Origin of the sequence: Paenibacillus sp. G2S3 (assembly GCF_030123105.1) — a bacterium.
Classification (GTDB): Bacteria; Bacillota; Bacilli; order Paenibacillales; family Paenibacillaceae; genus Paenibacillus_AQ.
In genome coordinates this window covers 1,473,278-1,498,356 of record NZ_CP126095.1, presented here as the reverse complement: position 1 = coordinate 1,498,356, position 25,079 = coordinate 1,473,278, and the positions used below count along the sequence as shown (strand labels likewise).

General features: G+C 42.0%; 20 protein-coding genes. 3 read left to right on the top strand and 17 right to left on the bottom strand.

All coding sequences use genetic code 11. The features are described 5' to 3' along the window. Nucleotides 1-112: 112 nt before the first annotated feature. The 4 genes from QNH28_RS06675 to QNH28_RS06660 all read right to left on the bottom strand — a co-directional run bounded on the left by QNH28_RS06675 (nt 113) and on the right by QNH28_RS06660 (nt 3,810). Nucleotides 113-520, bottom strand: coding sequence for a hypothetical protein (locus QNH28_RS06675; protein WP_283910691.1), 408 nt, complete (start codon nt 518-520; stop codon nt 113-115). A 229-nt stretch (nt 521-749) separates the two neighbouring features. Continuing rightward, entirely contained in the window at nt 750-1,289 is a 540-nt protein-coding gene (locus QNH28_RS06670) for a peroxiredoxin (protein ID WP_283910690.1), read from the bottom strand. 161 nt (nt 1,290-1,450) lie between these two features. Next, nucleotides 1,451-2,533 (bottom strand): 3-isopropylmalate dehydrogenase, encoded by a 1,083-nt coding sequence (leuB, locus tag QNH28_RS06665; protein WP_283910689.1) that lies wholly within the window; start codon nt 2,531-2,533, stop codon nt 1,451-1,453. A 209-nt stretch (nt 2,534-2,742) separates the two neighbouring features. After that, nucleotides 2,743-3,810 carry a hypothetical protein gene (locus tag QNH28_RS06660; protein ID WP_283910688.1) on the bottom strand — a complete coding sequence of 356 codons (1,068 nt, stop codon included), beginning with the start codon at nt 3,808-3,810 and terminating at the stop codon, nt 2,743-2,745. Between the two features lie 175 nt (nt 3,811-3,985). Between QNH28_RS06660 and QNH28_RS06655 the strand changes: the two genes are divergently transcribed. Then, nucleotides 3,986-4,966 carry an aldo/keto reductase gene (locus QNH28_RS06655; protein WP_283910687.1) on the top strand — a complete coding sequence of 327 codons (981 nt, stop codon included), beginning with the start codon at nt 3,986-3,988 and terminating at the stop codon, nt 4,964-4,966. Between the two features lie 80 nt (nt 4,967-5,046). On the opposite strand, the gene QNH28_RS06650 is transcribed toward QNH28_RS06655, so the two are convergent. The 4 genes from QNH28_RS06650 to QNH28_RS06635 form a co-directional block, all read right to left on the bottom strand. After that, nucleotides 5,047-6,138 (bottom strand): DUF4097 family beta strand repeat-containing protein, encoded by a 1,092-nt coding sequence (locus tag QNH28_RS06650; RefSeq protein WP_283910686.1) that lies wholly within the window; start codon nt 6,136-6,138, stop codon nt 5,047-5,049. Between the two features lie 17 nt (nt 6,139-6,155). After that, nucleotides 6,156-6,653: a hypothetical protein gene (locus QNH28_RS06645; protein ID WP_094869956.1), complete on the bottom strand. Its 498-nt coding sequence runs from the start codon at nt 6,651-6,653 to the stop codon at nt 6,156-6,158. Nucleotides 6,654-6,734: 81 nt separating this feature from the next. Then, nucleotides 6,735-7,187 carry an anti-sigma factor family protein gene (locus QNH28_RS06640; protein ID WP_283910685.1) on the bottom strand — a complete coding sequence of 151 codons (453 nt, stop codon included), beginning with the start codon at nt 7,185-7,187 and terminating at the stop codon, nt 6,735-6,737. Further along, nucleotides 7,184-7,744, bottom strand: a complete 561-nt coding sequence (locus tag QNH28_RS06635; protein WP_283910684.1) for an RNA polymerase sigma factor — start codon at nt 7,742-7,744, stop codon at nt 7,184-7,186. The genes QNH28_RS06640 and QNH28_RS06635 overlap by 4 nt, the downstream gene beginning before the upstream one ends. A gap of 123 nt (nt 7,745-7,867) precedes the next feature. Here QNH28_RS06635 and QNH28_RS06630 point away from each other — a divergent pair, with 123 nt between their 5' ends. Both QNH28_RS06630 and QNH28_RS06625 read left to right on the top strand, forming a co-directional pair. Next, on the top strand, nt 7,868-10,999 hold the full coding sequence (locus tag QNH28_RS06630; protein WP_283910683.1) for a hybrid sensor histidine kinase/response regulator: 3,132 nt from the start codon (nt 7,868-7,870) through the stop codon (nt 10,997-10,999). A 49-nt stretch (nt 11,000-11,048) separates the two neighbouring features. Then, entirely contained in the window at nt 11,049-12,203 is a 1,155-nt protein-coding gene (locus tag QNH28_RS06625) for a response regulator (RefSeq protein ID WP_283910682.1), read from the top strand. Between the two features lie 193 nt (nt 12,204-12,396). Here QNH28_RS06625 and QNH28_RS06620 read toward each other — a convergent pair whose 3' ends face one another. From QNH28_RS06620 to QNH28_RS06580, 9 genes are all read right to left on the bottom strand, one after another. Beyond that, nucleotides 12,397-14,145 (bottom strand): glycoside hydrolase family 35 protein, encoded by a 1,749-nt coding sequence (locus QNH28_RS06620; RefSeq protein ID WP_283912068.1) that lies wholly within the window; start codon nt 14,143-14,145, stop codon nt 12,397-12,399. Between the two features lie 30 nt (nt 14,146-14,175). Further along, nucleotides 14,176-15,837: a DUF4091 domain-containing protein gene (locus QNH28_RS06615; RefSeq protein ID WP_283910681.1), complete on the bottom strand. Its 1,662-nt coding sequence runs from the start codon at nt 15,835-15,837 to the stop codon at nt 14,176-14,178. Further along, the gene (locus QNH28_RS06610) at nt 15,834-17,117 is read right to left on the bottom strand and encodes a Gfo/Idh/MocA family protein (protein ID WP_283910680.1); all 1,284 of its coding nucleotides are present in this window, start codon (nt 17,115-17,117) and stop codon (nt 15,834-15,836) included. The genes QNH28_RS06615 and QNH28_RS06610 overlap by 4 nt, the downstream gene beginning before the upstream one ends. A gap of 52 nt (nt 17,118-17,169) precedes the next feature. Beyond that, a complete protein-coding gene (locus QNH28_RS06605; protein WP_042125110.1) occupies nt 17,170-18,063 on the bottom strand; it encodes a carbohydrate ABC transporter permease in 894 nt (297 codons plus the stop codon). Nucleotides 18,064-18,072: 9 nt separating this feature from the next. Continuing rightward, nucleotides 18,073-18,963 carry an ABC transporter permease gene (locus QNH28_RS06600; protein ID WP_042125108.1) on the bottom strand — a complete coding sequence of 297 codons (891 nt, stop codon included), beginning with the start codon at nt 18,961-18,963 and terminating at the stop codon, nt 18,073-18,075. Between the two features lie 90 nt (nt 18,964-19,053). Next, nucleotides 19,054-20,787 (bottom strand): extracellular solute-binding protein, encoded by a 1,734-nt coding sequence (locus tag QNH28_RS06595; protein WP_283910679.1) that lies wholly within the window; start codon nt 20,785-20,787, stop codon nt 19,054-19,056. Nucleotides 20,788-20,912: 125 nt separating this feature from the next. Continuing rightward, nucleotides 20,913-22,253, bottom strand: coding sequence for a response regulator transcription factor (locus tag QNH28_RS06590; protein WP_283910678.1), 1,341 nt, complete (start codon nt 22,251-22,253; stop codon nt 20,913-20,915). A 2-nt stretch (nt 22,254-22,255) separates the two neighbouring features. Then, nucleotides 22,256-23,995: a sensor histidine kinase gene (locus tag QNH28_RS06585; protein ID WP_283910677.1), complete on the bottom strand. Its 1,740-nt coding sequence runs from the start codon at nt 23,993-23,995 to the stop codon at nt 22,256-22,258. Between the two features lie 161 nt (nt 23,996-24,156). Continuing rightward, complete coding sequence (locus QNH28_RS06580) at nt 24,157-24,999, bottom strand: MBL fold metallo-hydrolase (protein WP_283910676.1); 843 nt, start codon at nt 24,997-24,999, stop codon at nt 24,157-24,159. Nucleotides 25,000-25,079: the final 80 nt, after the last annotated feature.

Genomic DNA, 25,079 nt, shown 5'->3' with positions numbered 1-25,079 from the left:
AGTTCGTTCAAATGATTTAAACTCTTTTAAAAGAAAATAGAAAAAGCTAAAGGCCCTCGCGGTTGCGAAGGCCTTGATAAAGAAATGGGCCAGACCCAAATTGTAAATAATCTTACGCTTTCTGTTGCAGACGAAGGCGTCTTTGACTCATCACAGCTAATCTTTTCTTCAATTCCCGTTCCCACTTCGTATCCTCAATCTGTTTGGCTACAGCAAGCAGGTCAAGCGCCATATCGATCTGACTCCGCACAATAGCTAGAGGCTCTTCACTCTCGAGGTTAATGACATTCTCGAATATTGCAGTTTCGTCCTCCATGACATAATCCTGAAAATCCACATCAGTAACTCCGTCTCCATGTGCGTATTCCGCCAAGATCTCATACTCATTCTCGACCTTATAGTGAACCTCTACACGATGACATACCGGACAAAAAAGCAGGGGAACATTATGGACTTGCGTGCGATAATGTTTAAGAGTTCCCTTTGTTCCTACCATACTCGCTCCACAGCAAAAGCTCATATTTGTTCGCCCTCCTTAAAATAACTAACCCATTTGAGTTTTTATTATTGTATTACATTACCCCAATGGAGATTCCTCCACTCGAGGACATAATATAACTTTTCACGCCTATTTTCAAATCCATTTTTTTATTTAAGACTTTTTGGAGCAAAAAACCTCCTTACAGAAAAAACTTCTGCAAGGAGGTCCAAATCAGAATATCAAAGATCAAATAATAGCGTAACATCATTTAAAGGTTTCTGTCACCTGGTTTCCAGTTCATTGGGCATAAGCCGCCAGATTGCAGGGCTTGAAGAACACGAAGTGTTTCTTCTACGCTGCGACCGACATCATTGTGATTAACAACTTGGTATTTCAATTCGCCTTCTGGATCGATGATGAACAATCCGCGCAAAGCAATACCCTCTTCTTCAATCAGAATGCCGTATTCTTTAGCAACTTGTTTCGTAATGTCAGCAGCAAGAGGGAAATTCACACGGCCAAGACCATTGGAATCCTTAGGTGTATTAATCCATGCTTTATGGCTGTGGATCGAATCTATACTTGCGCCGAGAATTTCTGTATCAAGCGCTTCGAACTGCGCTGCAGCATCACTAAGAGCTGTGATTTCAGTCGGACATACAAAAGTGAAGTCCAGAGGATAAAAGAAGAATACCAGCCATTTGCCACGATAGTCAGACAGACTTACTTTGCCAAAATCCTTACCATCACCTGATACGGTCTGCATAGTAAAATCTGGAGCTGGTCTACCTACTAAACGTTCAGCCATTGCCAAAATCTCCCTTTGATGATGCAAGAAACCAACCATTTCTTGTCGTGATATGCTGGAAAATTTTACATCTTGTCTACATATCAAATGGTATCATCGTACAAAATCAAAGTCAATCTTAGACGAATTTCTCTATAATCGTAATTGCAAATTAAATTTCATTACGCTTTGCGGATAGCTGCAACAATCAGGTCGCCCATTTCAGATGTACTGATCGCTTTGCTCTTATCTACAGCGATATCACTTGTGCGATGTCCTGCATCCAATACTTCAGCCACTGCAGCCTCTATCGCAGCAGCCGCATCCTCATAACCAAAGGTTAAACGGTACATCAGCGCTAAGGACAAGATTGTAGCAATTGGGTTTGCAAGCCCTTGTCCGGCAATATCAGGTGCAGAGCCGTGGACTGGCTCGTAGAGACCATAGTTACCATCACCCATCGAAGCGGAAGCAAGCATACCGATAGAGCCTGTCAACATCGCAGCCTCATCGCTCAGGATGTCACCAAACATGTTCTCGGTAACGATAACATCAAAGCTGGCTGGACGGCGCAGCAGCTGCATTGCGCAGTTATCAACGAGTACATGCTCAACCTCTACCTCAGGATATTCTGGAGCAATCTTATTAACAACCTCACGCCATAAACGTGAAGTTTCAAGTACATTCGCTTTATCCACACTTGCCAGCTTATTGCGACGCTTGCCAGCGATTTCAAAAGCCTGACGTACGATTCGTTCCACTTCCATTACGTTATATACACAGGTATCTACTGCTTCTTCACCATGTTCACCTTGACGGCGTAATTTATCTCCGAAGTAAATCCCACCCGTCAACTCACGAACAACCATAAGATCTGTACCTTCCAGCACTTCCGGCTTTAAAGTTGAAGCGTCCTTAAGGCAATCAAAGACGACTGCTGGACGTAGGTTTGAGAACAATCCAAGCGCTTTACGAATGCCTAGCAATCCGGTTTCAGGACGAAGCTCCTTCGAATTGTTATCCCACTTCGGTCCGCCTACAGCACCCAGTAATACAGCGTCTGCACTGCGACAGATTTCTAGTGTATCTTCCGGTAGCGGGTTGCCTCTTTCGTCTATTGCAATGCCGCCAAATAGAGCGTGCTCCGTTTCAAAGGCATAACCAAATACTTCTTCCGTTGCTTTCAATACTTTTTCGGCTTCAGCTACTACTTCAGGTCCAATACCGTCCCCTGCGATTACGGCGATTTTTTTAACCTCACTCATCTCAGTCACTCCTCAAGTGGTCTGCTCTAACAGACATAGTTCTTCTTTATATTGTTGTATCATACCCAGTCATAAAGGACAAAGATATAGATTCTATTGAGTTGATAGACAGAGCCTATAAGATACTTATTATGAAGAAAGATTTTCTTGAGTAATGAAAAGAGCCGTCCAGGTATATCCCTGTGGCGACTCTGCACTTTCACGTTCTATTAATGAATTGGATTTGCAATTACTGAAACTTCACCAGCAGAATAATCCAGGAAATAAGCAGTTTTTGTAGTTGGATTATAATTCAAAAATTTACTTTTCCCATTTTCAGGCCATTCTTGATCTTTTAAGATCTGAGTTCCTTCTTGCGAGAATAATGACCAGGTTTGTTCTAATACATCTCCAACAAACACTTGATTGTTAATAAAGTCCGTCTTCCACCCCGAAAGATTCCCCTCTTCTTTAAAAGCTTGCTTAATAGAGGTTGGTGCGCTTCCGGTTGCAACATTCATCAAACGGAACACGTTCTGAGAATCACCTGAAACAGGACGCTTCGCGTTAGCTGGAGCTGGCTGGTAAATGTATGAAGTGTATAGGGCCAGATTCGCACCATTAAATTTAAGCTTAATATCAGCATTAAAGTCTTTAAACATTTTTTCATTATGGTGAAATAAATTAATTGTTCTCACAAAGAAATCATCGCTCATTATACCTTGTGCTTGATACTTTATAGCTAAATAAGGATATCCAACAAAATCCCAGCCTTGAACGTTTACACTTTCATATTCGGTATCGTTAATCTTAGCATTAAAGCTTACACTTGGCTTATTCCACGGATATTGATAAAGATTAAAGGAATCTCCAAATTGAACCATGATTCGTTCGTTTACTTTCCCCGTAGGAGCAACCCATTTGATTTTGTCTGCCGCAGCTTTAAGCGGTATTTCTGTTTTACTAATCTGCTCTCCAGCATAGGTAAAGACCGTTTTCGTAATTGCGTTGCCATTTGATTTCTTGAGCAGCACTATTTTTTGCGGATTCTTCATCACGTTAAGGTCGAGAATCGTATGAGCATCATTTGTAAGGTTGACTACCTTATTTGTTGTTACATTGACTACGTCAGCTTTGTTAGTGCTATGATCAATGATTGCGACGAGATCGGTACTAACATAAAGCGCATCTGTACTGTCCAAGCTTGGAGGTAACATCGATGGATTAGCATAGGACTGATTTGTGAATACAAGCATTCCGATAGTTGCAGCAAAAATAATACTAAAGCTCTTTTTCATAGTAACCCCCACTTGTTAAATTTCCCCATTTTAAATACGTTGTAAGCTGAAAAAAGTTTCTGAAAACATAAAAGATACGCTATCGAGCACCAGAAAAAGACTGGGAAAATTTGCCCTTGATTGATAAGTTGTTTACAATTAAGTTGAAATCATCTACCTAAGGAGTGAATGCGAAGTGCAATATGCAAAGCTTGGCAAATCCGGTATGAAGGTCAGTCGGCTATGTCTCGGAACAATGAACTTCGGCCCACAAACAGATGAACAAGAAGCCTTCCGCATTATGGACACTGCACTGGACGCAGGTGTTAATTTTTTTGATACCGCTAACATTTATGGCTGGGGTGAGAATTCCGGTCTGACAGAAACGATTATTGGACGCTGGTTTAAGCAAGGTGGGGGGCGACGTGAAAAGGTCGTGCTGGCTACCAAGGTATACGGTGCTATGAGCGATAAGCTCGACGGACCTAATGATGAGGGTGGACTATCTTCTTATATTATACGCCGCCATCTAGAGGGATCTCTGCAGCGTCTTCAGACTGATCATATTGAATTGTACCAGATGCACCATGTGGATCGTAGTGTCTCTTGGGACGAGCTGTGGGGGGCTTTCGAGCTTGCTGTAAACCAAGGTAAGATTGGTTATGTCGGCTCCAGCAACTTTGCGGGATGGGATATCGCTGTAGCTCAACAAGAAGCCAAGGCTCGTGGCTTTTTAGGTTTGGTTTCTGAGCAGCACAAATACAGTCTAACCTGTCGGCTTCCTGAACTTGAAGTATTACCCGCTTCTCTCAATCTTGGGTTAGGTGTTATTCCTTGGAGCCCACTGGATGGAGGTCTTCTGGGACGCAATGCGCTTAAGAAAATAGAAGGCAGCCGCAGTGGAGGAAACGCTGAGCGTGTAGAGCAATACAAAGATCAGCTTGAGGCTTTTGCAAGCTTATGTATGGAGCTTGGGGAACCACAAGATAATGTTGCGCTAGCTTGGTTGTTAGCCAATCCTGCTGTGACCGCACCAATTATTGGACCACGCACACTGGAGCAATTTGAGAGTGCACTACGCAGTCTTGAGATTGTACTAGATGAGTCTGTCCTTAAACGGCTAGATGAGATCTTCCCAGGACCGGGCGGAGAAGCTCCTAAAGCTTACGCTTGGTAGGTTTCTTATAATTTGAAAAAAAGGAGCTAAGGCTTCAGCAGAACCAATTGCTGAAGCCTTAGCTCCCTTTATTATCGTACTTATTCAGCTGTGTCCACGGTCACGCTTCCATTACTCGTACTTAGGTCCACAGTATACGTTCCTTTACCAAGAACGGCAGTACCAAAGCTGTCCCCATCTCGATCCCAAGGGACATTCCCCTTCAGCGAACCATTGCTAGTATCCGCTGTAATCTTCGCATCGGATACAGTTGGCAATCCCACCGTAATCTTACCGTTACTAGACGAACATTTCCATTTTCCAGTCACCGCTGAATTAATAGTGATCTTTCCGTTGCTGCTCTTTGCGGTCAACGCTCCATCTATATTATCCAATATAATCGCACCATTAGAGCTTTTGAGCTGCGCTCCACCTTGGATGTTCTGAACAGTTAGTGATCCATTGCTGGTATGTGCCTCTACCCCGCCAGCAACATCATGAATATTTATAACCCCATTACTAGTGTCAACCAGTAAGCCAGACTTTAAATCCCAGGCTTCTATTGACCCGTCGCTGGTATCTACCTCAACGGCAAGGCTGCTAGGTACACTTACATTTAAATAAGGACTTTTAGTATTAAATCCAAACTGAATATTAGAGAACCAATTATGATCTGTATCTAGCTCCATAATCAGTGTATCTCCCTCAGTTTTCACTTTCCATTTCTTTTCCAGCGCACTTTCGGCTTCACTTTGCGATTTTCCAGGTAGCAGTAAGCTTCCCTCATAATCCAAAGAGCTGCCATCTATTCCCTCGACCTTCACTTTTCCGCTTGGAAGTACGATTTTCAGCGTCGTAATATTGTCTTTCACTTCGACATTACCGCTTAGTGGAGTTAAATGTGTATTCCCGATTAAACTGCTAAGTGAGCCGCCGGCCATTACGCTCTGTGCACTGCTTGCTCCAACCAACAGGATGATCAATAGGATTGCCCAACCGCTTACACGACTTTTGACATCGGATTTGATAAACAGTCTGAGCAACATTTCAAGTCCGAACAGGATCAACAATGCTGGCCATAAATAACCAAGTATTTCATAGCTGATCATATTATACTGAGCCATCACAATTATGACACCAAGTGCAATGCAGCCTATGGCTGCGGTGAAACTCCCGATTTTCCATCTCCCCATAGTGTAATCCCCGTTTCTTATGCTCTCGTATTGTTTCTTAGCATCTTCAGACCGTATGCTATCAGACCCAGTGAAAGCAAGATCGTACCAATGTTAATCTCGATTAACATTCTCCAAAGCGTCGGAAATGCTGAGATCACAAGCATTAGGAACCCAGCAACAACACATCCGACACCGACCCAAGCTGGATTCACATCTTCATGTGGGTAACCCGGCATAGAGGATATTCCCATCGTCCAAGGTTCTCCGAAGCTGTCAGGATGGAACATCATACGCTCGTGTTCAGCAGCAGTTATTTTCATCCAGGCCGCTTTCTGCAGGGCATCAAACAATTGGTAAAACCATAGTGCAGCTAACGCAAAAGGGAAGATCATGGGCTCGGACGGAATAAACATAATACATAACGAAGCCCCGATCATAAACTGCAGCCCCTGCTTTTTGAAGCCTAAGTACAAATGACCTACACCAGGAATCATAGCTAACATAAAAGTGAGCCAACGTCTCTTCTTAATCATAATACATCCTCCTAAAATTTGGATAGCATAAACTTTTTCAGTTTACCTGAATCCATCTATTATTTATAAATCTCTTTATGACTATTTTCTAAAGCCACCAAACCATTGGGTCACCGAATTCGACACATGACCATTAATTTCAGTAATCCCATAAGCTAAATTCTCAAAAACTCCAAATTGTAACAATAAGAAGCTCAAGCAGGCAGCCACCGCATAATGCATCCAAGAGGTTCTAGGAGCAAAACGACGTCTTACGCTTGTCGCTTTAATCGCTCGCTCTCTGCGTCCTGTTTCGAGCTGCTCGATATGGGCCATAACACCTGCTGCGAGATCTGGAAAGTCCATCTGTTCATGCTGATAATCGCTGTCCATTTCCATTTCTGACCAAAGAGCGGACATTTCCTTTGCTTCCTCCAGCCACTGCGCGCAATCAGGACAGGATTGTATGTGCAACCGGATACTCAGCTCCATATCTGGAGACAGTAGGCCGTCAATGTAATGTGGCATCCATTCCTTCACTATTGCACAATTCATCGCAATTCCTCCCTTTGTCTACGCATCATCTGTCTGGCACGATAAAGCTGTGATTCGATAGTCTTAACGGAAACACCCTTTTGCTCCGCTATCTCTTGATAAGAATTTCGCTGAAAATAGTACAGCTGTACGACCGACCGGTACGGTTCCGCAAGGCTGTTCACATTCTCACCCAGCTCAGCTGATTGTTCCTGCTCTAGCACCGCATGCTCTGGTGTTTGAGAAGTTACCCAATCATTCTCTGTGTAATCAGCTGCACTCCGATGCTTCCACTCCCTATCATTGGCCCGTTTCCAGTCCAAACAGGTTCGGTAGGCTATCCGATACAGCCATGTCGAGAAGGTGGACTGTCCTCTGAAGGAGGGGAGGGCTTTATATGCTTTTATAAAAACCTCTTGGGCCATATCTTTGGCCGATTCGGCTTCTCCAGTAATCTTGACGCATACTCTGTACACCATGCCTTGATAACGTGTCACCAAATGCCCAAAGGCCTGATGCTCACCGTTCAGCACAGCAGAAATCCATTCCGCCTCTTCCAGCTTTCTCCCCTCCTTCACCTACATAACGTTAGACGCCAGCCAATTCTACTCCCCTGCAACTTATCCATAACTTTATTTGAATTTTTGAAATATTTTCGAAAAAGGAATATATTGTTTTTTGTCGAATAATGTTTAATTACTATGACTAAAAGAAAACTTTTTCTAATTATCGTGTTATTTCTTACAATGCTTACTGGCTTCCGCTTCCTTTGGGTATGGGCTTCGCCTCATGCTATACAACCACAATTAGTCAAAGGAGTACTCGATTTACGAAATAAAGAATTGAATCAAGACAAGCTCCTTACCTTAAAAGGGCAATGGGAGCTCTATCCTAATAAGCTGCTTCCCACTTTCAATAAAGAATCTATAAACAAAGCTCCCCCTAAAAAATATATAGAAGTCCCGGATCAGTGGAACGATGCCATTCATAATGGTGAAAAGTCTGCTTTTGGCTACGGCTCCTATCGGTTACGGATTCTTGTAGATAAAAACGAAAAGCAGTCATATGGCATACTCATATCCGGGGTTCGGACTTCTTCGGAAATTTATATCAATGGTGAACTACTAGGAAATTCAGGTTCTCCGGCTGCCAAGAAGGAAGACTATGTTGCTCGTGAACTACCTTACTCCGTATCTTTTACAACTGATAAGACGGAGATTGAAATTGTGATTCAGGTAGCCAACTACTCTTTAGCTCATACAGGCGGTATTTTTAAACCTATTTTATTTGGTAACGAAAAAGCTTTAACACACCAGAGGAACGTCTCCATAGGTCTTCAACTGTTATTATGTGTCGTCCTTCTACTTCATGCAGTCTATGCAGCAATATTATATACCATTGGTCCGCGGCAAAAGATGTTGATCTATTTTTTTCTGTTGGTAATTTCCGCTATAACTACTGTACTTATTGATGATGACAAGCTTTTGCTCCATATGCTTCCCTTAAACTACCAATGGAGCTTAAAACTATTAATCATATCTAATATTATGGCTTTTATATTCATCTTACTGACAAGCAAGCAACTAATGTTCCAGAATTTAAAAATTAAAAGTGTTCAGATCCTAACCAGCTTATCCTTGGTACATATCCTTTTTATACTGCTCGGTCCCGTTGTCCACTATTACGAATTATTTACGCCTATTTTTTTCATCAATATATTCGTTCTGTCATTAGAAGTTGTAATTCTCTTTGTGAAATCTGCGCTTAAAAACCACGATGGTTCTATTTTTCTATTGCTATCTATCTTAGCCATTATTAACAGCACACATTGGGGATTGTTCAAAAATTTCGATTTGGTTGACGTCACCTATTATCCTTTTGATTTGATTATTGCCTTTTTATGCTTTGCGACTTTTGGGTTTAAGCGTTATTTCTGGAATACTAAGCAGACTGAAAACCTGGCAAAAAGCTTACAAAGAACCGTTACGCAAAAGGATGATTTCCTAGCTAATACCTCTCACGAGCTGAAAAATCCGCTGCATAGCATCATTAATATTGCTGAGACCGTCTTAGACAGTGAGAGAGAATCTTTAATGCATCAAAACGCAAATAATCTAGAGCTGCTAATTACCGTCGGAAGACGTATGTCACTACTGATAAACGATCTTCTAGATCAATCACAGCTTCGCGAAAGCAACATTCAATTGCAGTTAAGAAATGTTCCCATTCAATCCGTAGTTGTTGGCGTGCTCGATATGCTCAGGTTCCTAACAGAAGGTAAGCATATTGCACTGATCTCGGAGATTCCCGACTCATTTCCTTCGATTGTGGCAGATGAGAAAAGACTCATTCAGATTTTGTTCAATCTGCTTCAAAATGCTGTGAAATATACGAGTGTAGGCTCAGTGAGGGTCCATGTGGATATACATAAAGGTGTGGCGCGCATCCATATTACGGATACTGGCATTGGGATGAACGAAGAAACTCAGCTTAGAGCCTTCCAACCCTATGAACAGGGAGACTCAAGCGTGACAGCAATAAGTGGTGGAATAGGACTAGGCTTAAGCATTTGTAAACAGCTGGTTGAACTTCACGGTGGAGAGATTAGCGTAAAATCTTCACTTGGCAAAGGCTCAACGTTCACTTTTACTATGCCTATATCCGATTCAAACATCCAAGAACTCAATTCAGAGCCCTCATCAGTGACTGAATACACGGACAAGCGTTCTCAGATTACACTATCCGAAATTGCCACTACATCTGCTACATCAACGGATGGAAGAAGACCTAAGATTCTTGCAGTCGACGATGATCCAGTTAATCTGAAAATCCTTACTAGCGTATTGTCCATTAAAGACTATGAAATGGTTACGGTAACCAGTGGAATTGATGCTTTAATTAAGCTGGATACTGATCAATGGGATTTAATCATTACAGATGTAATGATGCCCCAGATGTCCGGATATGAATTAACACAGAGAATTCGTGAACGTTTTACCATAGCAGAGCTTCCTATTCTACTTCTGACCGCACGTAGCCAGCCGGAAGACATTTACACCGGATTTGTTTCGGGCGCGAACGACTATGTAATGAAACCCATGAACGCTATGGAGCTACGAGGACGGGTTCGATCCTTAACAGACTTAAAGCAGTCCGTAAATGAACGGCTTCGTCTGGAAGCAGCGTATCTTCAAGCGCAAATACAACCACATTTCTTATTCAACACATTAAATTCTATATCCGCTCTGGCATCTTTTGATACAAATCGTATGAGTCACCTCATTGATGCCTTTAGTTCTTATTTGCGCTTAAGCTTTAACTTCTTGAACGCTGAGCCGATGATACCGATTGAACAGGAGCTTGAGCTTGTCCGTGCCTATCTGTACATAGAGAAAGAACGCTTTGAGGATAGGATGACCATTAACTGGGATTTAACAGAGAACCTACATTTTCAGTTACCTCCCCTGACCATTCAGCCACTCGTTGAAAATGCCGTCCGGCACGGGATATTAAGCCGCTCCAAAGGGGGTACGCTTTCCATATCCATCAAAGAACTGGCTGATGACATTGAGATTACAATCGCTGATAATGGTAAAGGCATGACTGCCGAACAACTCCAGCAACTGCTGAGCAGTCAGTCTACTGTAACACGAGGGATTGGATTTCTTAATACACATAAACGGTTGTTACGTGTCTATGCAAAGGGACTGCAAATTAAAAGCAAGGAAGGGCAAGGCACTGCAGTAAGTTTTATAATCCCTTCTGAAAAAAGAGAAATGATTCGCAAAATTCCCTATTCACAGACCGACTATATTGAACCAAAATATAAGTAAGAGTTTATAGTTTTTTGCTAAAAATACTATATTGCGTGGTGAAATAACAATGATTCAAGCAGTATTGGTGGATGATGAACGACTTGCTCTCGTAAAGTTAGAATTCATGTTAAAAGAAATGGAAGATGTTCATATCATCGCGTCTTATACAGATCCTGTCCAAGCCCTACAAGAAGCTCCGGCATTGGAGCCTGACGTTATTTTTATTGATATTGAAATGCCTGAAGTGAGCGGACTTCAGGCTGCCGCAATTCTGCAAGAGGTCTGTCCAAACGCAAATATCGTTTTCGTGACCGCGTATAACCAATATGCAGTGGAAGCCTTTGAGTTAAATGCGATTGATTATATTTTAAAGCCCGTGCGACATGACCGGTTGCTTAAAACAATACAACGCTTGGAGGACAGACTTAGGTTTTCACCAAAAAGCACAGAGGTAGAACATGAACTAACGATTCGTTGTTTTCAATCGCTGCGTTTTGAACGAGGAGGACAGCCTCTGAACACTCTCCGTTGGAGAACCTCTAAGGCACAAGAATTATTTGCTTTCTTGCTTCATAATCGCAACCGATTGGTCAGTAAAGACACCCTAATTGACCTACTGTGGCCAGACTTCAATCTTAAAAAGGCTTCTACCCATCTCTACACAACCATTTATCAAGTACGACAATGTTTAAAGCAGAGTGAGGTGGATCTGCATATCAGCAACGTCAGTGGTGGTGAAGGGTATACACTTGAGACCGGATCGCTTCTAATCGATGCAGCACAGTGGGAGCACAACATTCTTGCACTCGAATCCATCGGAGAGGACAATTGTGCAGAACATCAAAGCTTATTTGATCTTTATTCAGGAGATTATTATGGAGATTACGATTATTTATGGGCAGAGGGCGAACGACAACGTCTGCGCACTATTTGGCTACACCACGCTATGGGAATGGCCCAATTCTATATCGACAGCAACAAAGTTCCCGAAGCTGTCACCGTGTATCAAAAGGTAGTGCAGCTACAGCCTTATTTTGAACAAGGGCATTTAGGATTAATGAAGGTCTACGACAGTATTGGGGAACGTTCCGCTGTGGAAGAACAATACAAGAATCTGACGGAATTATTGAAAGGCGATCTTAGTATCGGTCTTCCTGCCGTTGTTCAAGATTGGTATGAACAATGGGAACTACATAACCTTAGAATACGCAGCAAGAAATAATTTCTATTTATCAAAGACACCCGGATTTATTCGGGTGTCTTTGTTGTTAAGATATATTAAATTGCTGTGTTTGAAACAGCTAGTTAAACGAAGCTAGCGAATCACGCAAGATCGAACAAACTTGTCCGAAGCAAATTCAGACATTGTTCAATAAGCCGCAATTCTAACATATTGTTGGCGGAGCTATGCCCTATTATCCTAATTCCGGTTGATCTACGAAGGTAACAGCGGTATCTGAAGTGCTGTGCAATTCAAAGATGACAATCTCATTATCGCCTTGTTTCAATAGAGGACCTGGCACATACATTGTTTTCTGTGGTCCGATATTCCAATAGCGTCCAAGGTTGAACCCATTAATGAACACGACGCCTTTAGTCCATCCTTCCATGCTCAAGAACGTATCACAAGGTTCATCCACAACCAAGGTGCTGCGGAAGAAGCAAGGTTCCACTTGCCTGAATAGACCTTCAAACTGCAGACCAGATAAATCCGTTAATGGCAACGAATAAGTCGTCCATTCCGACAGAAACTGCCGTCCATAACGTACCCCTTCGGTAATCCCTTTACAATCTCTCATAAAAGGACCATAGTTGACGCGTCCTAAATTCTCCACAAGTATACTAACCTGCAGCCCTTCGGCCGGAACCTCGAACTCTAATTTCACCTCTGGCTCTACACGATCTAAGGTTGCAGTGAGCTCTCCATTCAGAAAGACTAATGCACGATCATGTAAATCCTGGATGAAGAGCTCATCTTTGGGACGAGGTCCTGTAAGGAACGTACTATAATGAATAAAGCCATAATCCTGTCCCAATTTCTCCATCGGCTCAGGGTATGCAGAGTGAATGGGTGTAGAAATGCGATTCAAGTTTGCGGTAAGTGAAGTTTGCTCCTTCATCTCTACTCTTCCATATGCTCTCTTAGCAACAGGAGCTGGCAACTCAATGGGTCCAAGATCTACATATTTGGAGATCACTTCACGAACTGCATAATATTTAGCTGTCGGCTCACCGGATTCACTCAGTAAGGAATCATAGTCATAACTAGTAATTGTTGGTTCATAGCTGTCAAACGTATGTCCATTCGCTCCGTTGTAGAACCCAAAGTTAGTTCCGCCATGGAACATATAAAAATTAACGGATGCGCCTAAACTAAGGATCTCATCCAATACCTTCGCTACATCCTCAGCCGGACGTGTATGATGCTCCTCACGCCAATGATCAAACCAACCGTTCCAGTATTCCATACACATGATTGGAGCCTCTGGTTGGTATTCACGGAGCTTGTTGAATGCTTCTACTGGACGTGATCCGAAGTTCACCGTCTCCAGCACACCTGGGACCATACCTCCCTGTAACATCGCGTCTTCAGGTCCATCGGAAGTGAATAGTAGTACATCTATCCCACGGGAAATCATGCTGTCTTTTAAATGAGTCAAATAGCGCTTGTCATTGCCGTAACTTCCGTACTCATTCTCAATCTGCATAGCAATGATCGGGCCACCATTTGTACATAACAGTGGTTGTAATTTGGGGAGCAATACATCATAATACGCATCTACATGATCTAGAAATGGCTTATGGTAGCATCGCAGACGCATATCCGAATCAGCTAGCAACCAGGATGGCAATCCACCAAATTCCCATTCTGCACAAATATAAGGTGCGGGACGAACGATGACATGCAGACCCAAATCTCCTGCCAATTCAATAAACCGGACTACATCTGCCATACCTTCAAAATGAAGTTGGCCTTTCTTTGGCTCGTGTAAATTCCATGCCACATAGGTTTCAACCGTATTGAAGCCGCAAGCTTTTAATTTGATAAGACGGTCTTCCCAATGTTCCGGCAGAGTCCGAAAATAATGGATGGCTCCTGAGATAAGCCGTATCGCCTGATCGTTATAATAAAAGGAAGATCCTGAATAATGAAAAGTTGCCATATTCTCAACACCTCGTAATGGTATGATCACTTAAGTAGAATAACTTGCTATCGCTTGATTGATCCGCTCTCTTGCCTCTAAGAGCCATGTTCCATGATCCCTCGGGTATACAGAGAAGGTCAACGATGTACTCAGACCCTCTTCCATAATGGCTATCGTTGCTTTCCTGCCAATTTTCTGCTCAAGTAATTCTAGTGCGCGCAAATCCTGCAACCCTTCATATAGAACTTCCAGTCGAATGGATTCAATCGGGCCTTCTTCTCCCGGATAGACCAAGTAGGCATCTCCTGAGGGAAATGCATGCTCAGCGTCAGTCGTACGATAAGGGTCCAGCTGCTGATTCAATGAATATTGCGAGTACCAGAAGTTATAACCCCAATGCAAGAAGCCCTGTAATCCGAATTTATATAATTGAAACCCGATTATACGATTTCTAGCAGACGGCATGTTGAAAAACCGGTTGGATACTTGTTCACCTTGAGCGCAGCAATAGTACGTCCAAAGGTCTGGAACCTGATGTTCTAAGAACGGTTCAATATGCGTATTCGCAGGAATCGGCCTTTTCACCAGGCCCTGTTCATACAACTTCAATTCGGACAAAGCGTCCATGATCGGATAACTTGATAAATGTTTATAAATGATCTCACTTGCAGCTCGGTACGATTCCAAATGTTCCTCTCCTGGTTCATCTGAAATATGGAACCAGCTTTGCTGGTCTATTCCCTGCTCTTTCAAATATTGATCTAAGCAAGGTAAAAATTGATCCAAGAAACTACGGTATTCCGCTGAGGATGCGTCCGTATCCCAACCGAATAGTTGCTGATCTTCACCTTGAATGGTTACCATTATTTTTGGTGCACATTTTGCACCCCATTGAGTAAATAAATGAGAGAACTCAAAGTATTTGAAGCCAAGTCGGCGGCACATCGATACCCAACGAGTAAGCAGATCAAATCCGAATTCATAACGATCTCCCGCTTTAGTCACGGAAATCAATTGAACGGTTGGACGTACTCCACCAATGGCTGTATCCAAAGGCGGTGTAAACAACGGAGTTAAGATCATGTTCATGCCATGCTTAACCATCGTATCTGCATAACGTTCTATAAGGGCCCAATGCGCTTCACTAAATACTTCGACACCATACTTTGTAGCAAGACAATCCACATGGAACCATTCCGTATGAATTAACTGTTGCGGCGGTAGTGTTGCAGGGATGATGGTTAACTCGAATACATCCGATTCACCTAATATCTGCCCTTCAGATGATTTGAAGAGGACCTGAATAGAGCGAAGCCCCGTACTCATTGTTTCATCCAAGGTTATCGCCACCCATAAAGATCGCCATTGTCCCGGGATCGATGAAATAGATTGTTGATCCAGCGTATACAATGGATCTGGATATAATCCCGGCGTAGTTCTTAGCACATCGTCATCATGATTTTTGAAACAAGGCATTTCTGAGGGAACAAGTCCAACGGATCTTATACATATTAGATCTGGAAGAGATGACTTTATCTCTACTTCAATATTCTTTAAAAGTGTATCTGAGGTATAAGCGACTTGGAACGAAAATGTTTCCCCGACAAGTGCGGTTGCACTGTGATAGGGTTCATGATTCGGTACTTCATCAGCAAATACCTTAACCAACGAACTTAATAACATCGTCTGAAATGGCTGCGGAGCATTCATCGTTGCTTCACCTCTTCATCATTACAGACACTTTGTGCAAATTCTCTCAGAACAATACTGTTACCCTCGATGCGAGATTGCTCCGCTGCAAAAGCCATAAGGTGACTTTGAACGGAATGATTTGCTGATGTAAGACCTTGAATCTTTCCTTCCGCTCGAACCAGCTTAACAAAATCTTTGATTAACCCCATATCGCCGCCGCCATGACCAACATGACCACCTGCATTCTCGAACGAGATTCTCTCTACCTTACCACTGCCAAAATGGATCACTTCAATTTCATTCTTCTCCATCGCACCGCGAATTTCCCCCGTGGTACCCATCAGCTTGAGGGTACGACTTACATCTTTGGTAAACGCACTCATTGTAAAAGCTATAGTTACGGAATTAGCAAATTCTAGATTTACCACTTGATGGTCGACGACATCATTATCACAATGATAGACACATCGTCCATAAGGTCCTTCCTGAAGAGCATTCAGTCGGGCTTCATAGCTTGGATCATCGCTAATTGCCGATGTAGGCCAATCCGTATCCTCCGTCAAATATTGATTAGGAGCATAATAGAGACATTTATCTGCTGCTGGGCATCCATCTGTGCAACGTAGCGGGGCTCCTTCCGGTGCTTCACTAGATTTGAAATGGGACAGTGAGCCGAAGGAAGACACTCGAACACATTCTGAATCTGTCAACCAGGAAAGAATGTCCAGATCATGACAGGACTTAGCGAGAATCATCGGACTGGACTCATCCTTTTTGCGCCAATTCCCTCTTACGAAGCTATGAGCTTGATGCCAGTAACCCACGTTCTCATTATGTTGAATAGACATCAATTTTCCGATCGCACCACTTTCCAGTAGTTCCTTGATCGTAGAGAAGAAATTGGTATATCTCAATACATGGCATATCGAGAAGACACGATTCACTTTAGAGGCCATTTCCCCCATAAGTACACATTCCTTGGCATCAGGGGACATCGGTTTTTCTAATAGTACATGATACCCTGCCTCCAGTGCTTTCATTGTTGGCACATAATGCTGATTGTCTTGGGTACAGATAAATACCGCATCTGCTACTTTCGGGGAGGCAAAAAAATCATCCCAATGAGTAAAGCACATATCATCAGCCAGCTTATGTCTTGCCTTAAATTTATTTCTCCGCTTCGCATTCGGCTCTGCAACAGCTACAACTTGAAGCTCATTGGGGTGCTGAATCGCATATTCTGAATAATTAATTCCTCGCAGGCCCGCTCCAATTAAAGCAACAGTAACTTTCTTCATCGCAATCTGCTCCTTCATATGAGACTTTATGCTATGTCTGTACTTTATTTCTTTATTCTTTAACACTACCAACCGTCATTCCTTTTACGAAATACCTTTGTAAGAATGGATACACTACCATAATTGGCAATGCGCCCATGAATATTTGCGCCGTTCGGATCGTCTTCTCACTCAGGTTCTCCATCACCTTGAGCTGCTCAATGGACATCGATGACATCTGGGCATTGATAGACATAATCAAGGTAGAAAGATAGGTCTGTAGCGGATAATGCTCAGGTGAATTCAGGTAAAGGATACCGTCAAACCAAGCGTTCCAATGCCCAACTATGGTGAATAACCCAATCGTTGCGATGGATGGAAGGGATATCGGTAAATAAATTTGCCAAAGTACTCTCCAATGTCCGGCACCATCAATCGTAGCCGCTTCATCCAATTCTCTTGGAATAGATCTGAAGAAGTTAAGCATCAGAACCATATTCCATACATTCAATGCACCTGGTAAGATAAGTGCCCATATGGAATCGATTAAGCCTGTATTCTTCACTACGATATACGTCGGAATTAAGCCGCCTCCAAAAAACATCGTAATCGCGAATATCCATACATATACGGTTCTAAATTTAAACTGATCATTCGATTTGGACAGTGGAAAAGCAGTAATAAATACTAGAAACAAGTTAACTACTGAACCGAGCACTACTCGTTTTACGGAGACTCCCAAGGAACGAAAGAACTCTACCTTTTCTCCTAAATATACATAAGCATCCCAGGAAAAGCCGACGGGCCAAAGCTTCACTTCTCCAGCCATCGCAGCTGTATTCGAGCTTAGTGAGATGGAGAGTAAGTGTACAAATGGGATAATGCCGAGTATGGTAATGAAAGTTAACAACAGCGTATTGAACACGATAAATAACTTTCTGCTGAATGATTGTTTATGTAGCACCATCTCCACCTCCTAGAATATGCGGTAATTGTTAAATTTGTAAGCTGCATAGTAAGTTGTTGATACCATAAATAAAGATATTATCGATTTAAAGAGACCCACTGCTGCCGCAGGTCCAAATTGTTGGCTGAACATCCCCAATCGATAGACAAATGTATCTATTATATCTGCGCCTGCATATACAGTCGGGTTATACATAATCAATATCTGCTCAAAACCTGCGTTAAGAATACCACCGAGACCTAATACACTAAGTAAAATAATAATCGGTGCTATACCTGGAAGCGTAATGTTAAGCATTTGCTTCCATTTCCCTGCACCATCTACCTCTGCCGCTTCATACAGCGTCGCATTAATTCCTGTGATGGCAGCAAGCATGATGATCATATTGTAGCCCATGCCTTTCCAGACATCCGAGCCAATGATAATCCCCCTGAACCAACCATTATCAAGCATGAACATGATAGGTTCTAAGCCCATAGCGGAAATTAAGCCATTAATAGGTCCATTGAGAGAGAATAATTCAATAATGACACCCCCAAGGACAGTCCATGAAAGGAAGAACGGGAGGAAAATGGCGGATTGAATAAAGCCTGCGAACCATTTCTTAGTAAGCTCATTTAATAATAGAGCTAGAATGAGCGGGACAAGCAGAGACAATACCATTTTGATGATAGCTATGACTAGCGTATTCCAAAGTACTTGCTTGAAATCTGGTAAATTAAATACATAACGGAAGTTATCTAATCCCACAAAATCGGATTTAAAAAAACCGGATAACGGCTCAAACTGTTGAAACGCCATAACCAGGCCGGCCATCGGTCCGTAGGCATAAATCAGTGTAACAATCACACCAGGTATTAACATGATATGAAGCGGATATTCTTTCTTCAGTGATTTCATAGATGCCCTCCTCACCAACTTACTCATTTTAAAAACGGGAGGTGAGTCGGCTCACCCGACTCACCTCACCCGCTTTCTTGTCCCTATGATTTATTTCGTAGCTTCCGTGCTATACCATTCATTGACCTCATCGATAATTTCATTACCGCCAAGTGCCTTCCAGCTATCCACGAATTTATCGAAATCATCAAGAGAACCGCCCATGATAATCTTGGTAAAGGACTCTTGCATCAACTTATCCAGCTGACCGCCCTTTTCCACTACTGTTGGTGTAGGAAGACCGTAAAACTCGTTGTATACAAATTGTTGATTTTCTTTAATTTGTCGTGTTAAGCCCCAGCCACCGTCTTTTGCAGCCCGGCTATAATATTGACCCCAGTTTACACCTTTGGTAGCGTTAGATGTGTCGCCTGCCAGGAAGTCCTTAGTCGCTTTGAAAGTATCCGCAACGGTCTTATAATTTGCATCGTCTATTGTAATTTCAGTCTGATTAGCATCGAGCGCTTTGTTTACTTCCCTGTAAATCGTATCAATATCAACAGGGTTGGCAATCCGTGGGTTAAACCAGTTGTATACATAGCCATCTGCCGCTTTGTTCTTATCCTTGTATTTCTTATTACCAACTTCGATGTAGAAATTGAGCATCTTAATCGCTGCTTCTGGGTTCTTCATCTTTTTGTTCACAACGAAAATTTTATTGCTGCGGATTTTTGGAACGAGTGATTTAGCTGGACCATCAATCCCTGGAAGTTGAATTGCAATCCAATCCGCCTTTGGATCTTTGTCTACGCTGGAGTTAAGCGGCCAGTTCGGATACCACCACTCTCCGTAGGAAATACCCACTTTACCTGCAGTCAGATCTTCTACAGCCTTATTCTCATCCTTTAGTGCAAACTCTTTATCAATAATTCCATCTTTATACCATGCTTGTAGCTTACCAAGTGCAGTCTTCACTTCAGGCTGTATCAATCCCGGTAACAATTTGTCATCTCCGCCTTTAATCCAAGCCGATTGTTTATCACCTACGGAAGGATAAGCACCGAATCCATTAAAGAAACCTCTGACATCAAATCCCCAAAAGAAGAGATTCTTTTGCATGGCGATACCATAGGTGTCATTCTTACCATTCTTATCTGGATCATTATGTGTGAATGCTTGTGCAACTTTCTCAAGCTCATCGATCGTCTTCGGTGCCTGTAAACCTAGATTATTAAGCCAATCTTGACGAATCCATAGCAGCTGCGTGGATAAGAAGGGATCTTCAAATGCAGGAATACCTAATTGCTTACCATCCGCACTGAACGTTTTCATCGCGAATCCACCATCTGAGTCCATATAAGCCTTAAGAGCTGGTGACGCATATTGTGCATAAGCATCTGTCAGATCAGCAAGCATATCTTGCTTTTTAAGTTTCTCATAGTTTTTCTGATCAACTTCTATCACATCTGGTAGATCCCCCGATGCCATGGCAAGCGAGAACTTCTGCTCAAACTGGGCAGAGGGAACGGTCCATTTGTATTTCACTTCAATATTCATCATCTCTTTGAGATCTTTCAGGTAGGCATTTTGTTCCGGTGTTATTCCGCTTGGAGTTCTTGGATCTTCTGGTGGATTATAACCTAGTATTTCTGTAACAGTGACCGTTTCCGGGTATTTCCCTAGTGGATCAGGTGCTGTGGCGCTGTCTGTCGCACTATTCGTAGTTTCTTCCTTAGGGGTAGATGGTGCATTCGCATTTCCATCCCCTTGACTTCCACATGCTGACAATAATGAAAGAATCATCGTTACTGACAAAATCATTTTCCATGGTCTCATTTTTTTCATCTGAACGCTTCCCCCCTTTGTTTGCTGCAATTCTTGTTGTTAATCAGTGTTCCTAGTTATTATTTTAGTCACAGAGGAAACCGCTTTCAATTTCACTTTTTTTACATCACTTTCACTTTATTTACTTATTTTGAATTTCGATATTCCTGTGGAGATAAACCCATCTTCCGTTTGAAGAATGTTGTAAAGTAGGATGGTGATTCAAAACCGACCCGGATGGCGATTTCATTTAATTTCAGAGTTGTATTCTTCATCAGCTGCAGAGCAACATGCAGTTTCGTCGACTGGATATACTCTAATAAATTTTGACCTGTCGTCTGTTTATAATAACGAGATAAATAGGAAGGATTAAGATGTACCTCTGCTGCTATTGAGGTAAGCGATAAATCTCCAGATAGGTTCTCCTGCACAAATTGGTGAATTTGTTCGATGATTAGCGTCTTGAAATCTTCCTGCTCGATTCCTCCAGCTTTGTGAATCGTATCCTCAAGTTGACTTAGTTTCTCAAGGTCTAAGATAAGCATATGCTGACCTAATAAAGCTCTCTTAAGAATCATAGAGCGCACTGCTTCAACTTGAAGATGGATCGATTCCCAATGGTTAAGTAAATCCCCCGAAATCCCGAATGAAACGCAGACACTTAGCAGCTCATCACACTCATTCTGTACAGGCTCTAATATCCCTCTCATATAAGCAACGATTCCAGGCCAATTTACCCCTTGATCTGGATAGCCACTACGAAAGCGATTCAGCAATCCTTCATCTGGTTGAAGCAGCCATATGAATACACGATCATCATAAATCACTTCTTCACATGCAATCGATGCAGGCAGGTGATCATGGAAAATACGCTGAACAGACGGAGGCATTTTAAATTTAGGATCATCTAGTCGATCCAAGATACCAACAAGAAAGAACGAAGGACGATCTAATGCAATGCCGAACTCTACATCCTTGTAACGTACATTATTGAGTATAGAAGTAATAGACTCCCCGCTCAGCACCCGCTCCATCAGCTCTCTCTTTAGGAAGGAACTAGCGATTTGATAGTGCATTTGTGCCTTCTCCAATTGAAGTCTGCGACGGTTCTCCTCGTCTAGCTTGTCGATTGCTGCCTTCACAGCTTGGAAAATAGGTTCAATTCCTTCCGTTTTCAGAATGTAATTGTCCACATTCTTACGAATCGCTTCGTATACATAATCAAATTCACTGTATCCTGTAAGGAAAATCACTCGGCATAATGGCCAATAATAGACGATTTCGTCCACGAGCTGGAGACCATTCTTCTGAGGCATACGAATATCGCTAACCAAAATATCCAATTTCGTTTTCTTAGCAATTTCAAGAGCTTCGCTTGAGGAGTAAGCTTTTCGTATATCCAGTTCAAATTCTGAGTTATCCTGAAACAGTTGGACTAATCCATTCACAATCACAGGCTCGTCATCTACGATTAGTAATCTATACATAATCACACTTCCTTACTCTCGTATTTAACTATCAGTTCTACCCTCAATCCTCCGTATTTGCTGCGAGAGACAAACAAGCCACTATCTGGTCCGTACTTCAATTGGAGTCTATTATTAACGTTGATTAATCCCGTCTTCTCATCTTGTTTCAGACTCATCGCAAGTTTCTTCTGCAAGTGCTCTATTTCCTCATCTTTTAAAAGATTGCCGTTATCTTCAATCGTGATAATTACTATTCCCTCTTCGGATTCGGCACCAATATAGACAACCCCTTGTCGGGAGTCGTCTTCGAAAGCATGCTCGAACACATTCTCAACAATCGGCTGAATAATCAGCCTCGGTACTAAAATCGCGTTCGCCAAAACGGGTATTTCTTCATATTCGAAAGAAATACGATTCGAGAAGCGAATACACTGAATTTCACAATAATCAAGCGCATGCTGATACTCCTTAAAGAAAGCCACCTCGTCCGATCCACTTCTCGTGATGTATTGGTAGTAGCTCCCTAGCTTTTGTGAGAGCTCAGCCGCACTATCGGAATCTCCTACTTTACACATCATGTAAATATTAAAGAAGCTGTTATAGAGAAAATGCGGGTTAATCTGTGACTGCAATTGCTTCAACTGCGAATGCTGCAGGGCAATCTTCTGTTCATAATTCTCCTCAATAGAACGCTTAAGTCTAGAAGCCATGCGATTAAAACTATTAAATATATAGTAAAACTCATCTTTGGTCTTTGACTCGATGACTAAATCAAGATTATCCGTTTCTACCATACGAAATGTCTTAACCAATTTGGATAAGGGCCTATGAATCATTAGATTTACCGAATAAGAATAAAGTATCATTACCACAATAGCGATGAAGAAAGAGGCATATAGTAGTGTATTAAATTGGCTTAAGGGCCTTGTGATTTCATTCTGATTCACGTACATAATCAAGGATAGATTCAAAGAACTGATAAAATTATGGGCAATAAAGTAACTTTTACCGTTCACCTTGTTTATTTCTGGGATATCGGAATTAAACTGATCCTGTTTGGTGATGAGCCTAAGGACCTCAGTAGATACTAATTGATCGTTTGTAGTAGATAGAATATTGCCCAGCTCATTACTTCCCAGAAATACCTCCGATTCTTGATATAAGGTTGCGATTTGATTTAGTGCCTCCAATAGCTTACCTTTTGAGATTTCAATATACGACCAAAGCTCCGCATTATCTCCTGTTTCTATAAGGAAAATTGCATCACCGCTCCGATAGAATGAAGGCTTCTGCTTAACGTTAAGTAACGAGGAAATTTTCTCGTACTCCACGTTAGGAATGGACGTGACCCCTGTCTTACCAGAGATCGTTTTGCCCAGAGACTTAACATATACCCCGGCGTTAACCACATATTCGCTTGAGGCAATGATCCGATTCAATAGATCTTCAGCATTACCGATTAATTCTACCTCTTCATACTTTTCTAAACTTTCGCCTCGGAAACTAAGCTTCTGTATGTTTTTATCTTCTTGAAATTGTAACTGTTGATTGCGGATGAAATATATCTCTTTATCCAGTTGCTTAGAATAGAATGACGCCCCAGCCAGGGATGAGTCCAAAATCGCATTTTTGGTGAATGACATCCCCTTATAATTCACCCAAATATTCATCGAAATGAGCGGAATCAAAAAGACGATAAATACGATGACAACTTTTTGATAGACAAACCATTTTACTTTTCCCGTAGCCAGCAGCTTCATTCTCTACCTCCGTATCTACTCATTTTGAGCCTGTAATCAGTTAGATGGCTCCTATATTTTCGCTTAAAGCTATAAAAAAGACCCGTAAAGTAGTCCTTTCCTCAAGGGAGGATTTTACGGGTAATGACTATTCTTTTAATTATAGATAGACCATCATCATGTCATGCTAAGAAGACTTTCATCCCATCATAGGAAATGATGAAATTCTCCTCTGCTGTATTCTTAACTAAAGTATCATGCAACTCTGCGCTGTAGTGAGAGAAATGAGTCAGAATAAATGATGTACTAGTATCACAACTATTTTGGTCAAGCAAACGCTCTCTTACAATCCGACAACCGGAGATCCCCATATGATAATCATATCTATCCTCTAGCCCATAATTACAATCCAGACTAACAACGTCCAGGTGCTTATCACGTAGATAATTGAAGGTTTCATCACTGAATACACCACTATCATTACCGTATAAGAATCTTGTGTTATTCTGCTCAAGTAGATAGATAAAGCTATGTTCATCCGGCTTGTGATGGGCTGGCAATGCGGTTACTGTCACTTCTCCTAGAGTGAAGGGCATGAAAGGCTGTATGATATGAAACTCGTAAAAAGGATCTTCAATCGTATCGGTTCCATAATCATACCGAAGAGCTGATTTCATCGTTTCTTCTACCGTTTCATTTCCGTAAATATGCAGTTTTTTTCCACTCTCCTGCAGCTGACAATACCAATGCTCATGCCTCATCATCAGCTCTGCTGCTGCAAAATGATCAGTATGCGAATGCGTAACAATCAAATGATTAACTTTCCCCAAATCCAATTTATAACGAAGCTTATTCATATACATGTCAGGTGAGAAATCCAGCAGCAAATCAGAGTTAATAAGCGCTCCTGTACGAGCGCGAATATTCTTGCCGCCAAGCTCCATCGCCATATAGCAACGTTCACATTGACAAAATAAAGCTGGATAACCCTCGCTTGCTCCAGTTCCTAAATACATAAATTCCATGGTATCATCTCCCAGCGCATTTTATGATAGCGCTTACTAATTAGTAAAAAAGATATATGCTAAATAGTGTCGCTGGCGCT